This window comes from Carboxydocella sp. ULO1, from assembly GCF_002049255.1.
GTDB lineage: Bacteria > Bacillota.
Genome location: NZ_BDLQ01000073.1, coordinates 1 through 2,218, shown reverse-complemented (window position 1 = coordinate 2,218; position 2,218 = coordinate 1). Strand labels below are relative to the sequence as shown.

Below are 2,218 nucleotides of genomic sequence, written 5' to 3'. Positions count from 1 at the left end.
AGATATTTCTCCGACGGCTCTTTTAAACCACTTTTGTTTAGCCATAAATCTTTACACCTCTCAATATCTCAACGCCATTCATATTGACGCCTATCATATCATCCTCAAGGGCATATCTAACAGCATCAATGCTATGGTTGTTTTTATCGGGGAAATCGGCTTTGAAATTGCCGTTGTTATCTTTTTCTAACTCGTAATTCAAAAACTCCCTGGCTGTATTCGGGCATCTTTCCGGGTCTACCACTATCTCTTCTAAATCCTGCAAAAACTTAATACCAAATTCGACGCTTCCTGGACCTTTCTTGGCACCATATACTTTCAATCCATAACTCTTTAACTCTGCAATTGATTTTGGCTCTGCACTATCAGCTGTAATTAGAGAATTCAATTTGTTTTCCTCCTTGATTAATTCAGCCAAGCGTCGATTTGATAATCCAACTTGGTGAATCTCATAAAAAATAAAAAGCCGCCTGCGAGTGCGATCATAATGGCAAACTGTATAGTGAACGGGATCTATCGCATAACCCCAGTCAATCCCCCGGCGGATGCGGTCAAATGCTTTTATTTCGTTATCGGTAATTTTTCGAATTGTGATGTTACTGAATATTTCCCCACCAGTTCCGGTAACTTCCCCTAAATACTCATGCCGGTAAGCTTTCTCGTTAATCCGTCTTAAATGCTCTGCTTCAATAAAAAACTGTTCCCCAAGCCATTCACGAGGAACAGTCAAATACGTGCTATGATGTATCTTTCTGTCTGCTCTTTCAATTAAAACTTCTTCATTTACCCAGCTCCGTACTGAATTTGGCGGGTTATAGGTATAAAAAACACAAAACTGTTGCCCGCCCCTCATTAAGGACTGGTTTATTACCCGGATTTCTTCTATGCCATTGAATTCGTCTACTTCTTCATACCAAATAAACTTCACATATCCACGACTAACCTTTATTGATTTGATTTTTCTTGGCTTATCCGCTCCCCGGAATAAAATCTTTTGCCCGGTCGGGATATAAGTTAGCTCCATTGGGTTATGCTTAATTTCCCAGTACTCGCTAACCTTTAGCTTTTCAATAGCCCAAACTAACTGCTCAAATACACTGTCTTTTAGGGTTTCTTTTACTTTTCTAAGGGTTACCGCATTGGCATTCGGATCTTTCATCATGCCAAGGATTATTTCCAAACTTACAAAAGATGATTTGGTAGAACCCCGGCCACCTTTTAACCAGTAATGAGTGTAGCGATTGTTTTTAATATCCTGATGCACTTCATAAAAGCTTGGTGCTATTAATTCGCTTAACCTAATCTTCTCCATCGCTATCATCTGCCTTGATGTCATCAACAATTACGACGCCCATGTTGCCGCTAATGTTAACCTTTTCGGTAAACAGTGCATATCTTTTTCCTAAAAGCTCCGCTGCTTTTACCCGATCCTTTGTGCTTGGTGCTTTCTTTTCTTTAACCGGGCCACTTTCAGTAAAGCCAACTACTTCTTCGGTTTCTTGACCGCGCATAACTCGAGTGAGGAATTCTAACACTTCGTCCTGGGAGGCAATACGCTCGGATTCCTTTTGCTTCATTCTTTCTTCGATGTATTTGCGAACCTTAACATTTCTTAACATTCTACTTGCAGCCGCATTAGCGGCATCTTCACTTTTAACCTTATAACCTGCTCTTTTGTAACTTTCAGTAGCATTTAGCGTCTCAATGTAATAATCGCAAAACGCTTTCTGTTTTTCCGTAAGTTTCACATCACCTCACCTGCCTCACATTTTTAAAAAAGAGCCCGAAGGCTCTAACTGTAGGTTAATTTTTATATCTGTACTTTACAGAGGTATTGTTTCCATTCAGCGGCTCAACTTCAATTGCAACAATATCTCTTGGTAGCTCATTTAAAATTGATAAAACTACTATTTGCTTAATTCCTATATCTCTTGAAATTTGCTGAACAGTTTTTGCTTTTCCCTCCTGCTTTTAAGCGTTCGGTGTATTTATGTTAATTCCTGCATGTCTCAGCTAATTTTTGCATTTCCTCGGCAATAACTTGTATTATCACCGCTGGTGGCACTCCCTGCATCTGCTGGGTAATAACCAGCGGCAATTGTTTTGCAGTTTCTAAAATTTCAGTTGGGTTCACTGCTTACCCTCCTCAGGCAAACGCCAGGCCATTATCTTTAAGTACCTGGTATAAACAGCTTGCCAAAGCCGTTATCTGCCTGTG

Annotated in this window: 3 protein-coding genes; all 3 read right to left on the bottom strand. The window is 40.0% G+C overall.

Features of this window, described 5'->3' with window-relative positions:
* Window positions 1-37: 37 nt before the first annotated feature.
* Window positions 38-1,321 carry a PBSX family phage terminase large subunit gene (locus ULO1_RS09210; protein WP_200806956.1) on the bottom strand — a complete coding sequence of 428 codons (1,284 nt, stop codon included), beginning with the start codon at window positions 1,319-1,321 and terminating at the stop codon, window positions 38-40.
* Window positions 1,299-1,748, bottom strand: a complete 450-nt coding sequence (locus ULO1_RS09205; RefSeq protein ID WP_079933433.1) for a terminase small subunit — start codon at window positions 1,746-1,748, stop codon at window positions 1,299-1,301. The genes ULO1_RS09210 and ULO1_RS09205 overlap by 23 nt, the downstream gene beginning before the upstream one ends.
* A 245-nt stretch (window positions 1,749-1,993) precedes the next feature.
* Window positions 1,994-2,134: a hypothetical protein gene (locus ULO1_RS14780; RefSeq protein ID WP_159446871.1), complete on the bottom strand. Its 141-nt coding sequence runs from the start codon at window positions 2,132-2,134 to the stop codon at window positions 1,994-1,996.
* Between the last annotated feature and the right edge of the window lie 84 nt (window positions 2,135-2,218).

What these genes read in the sequence shown, in the direction of transcription:
- ULO1_RS09210 (WP_200806956.1), bottom strand. Translation starts at nt 1,321, where the DNA reads ATGATAGCGATGGAGAAGATTAGGTTAAGCGAATTAATAGCACCAAGC.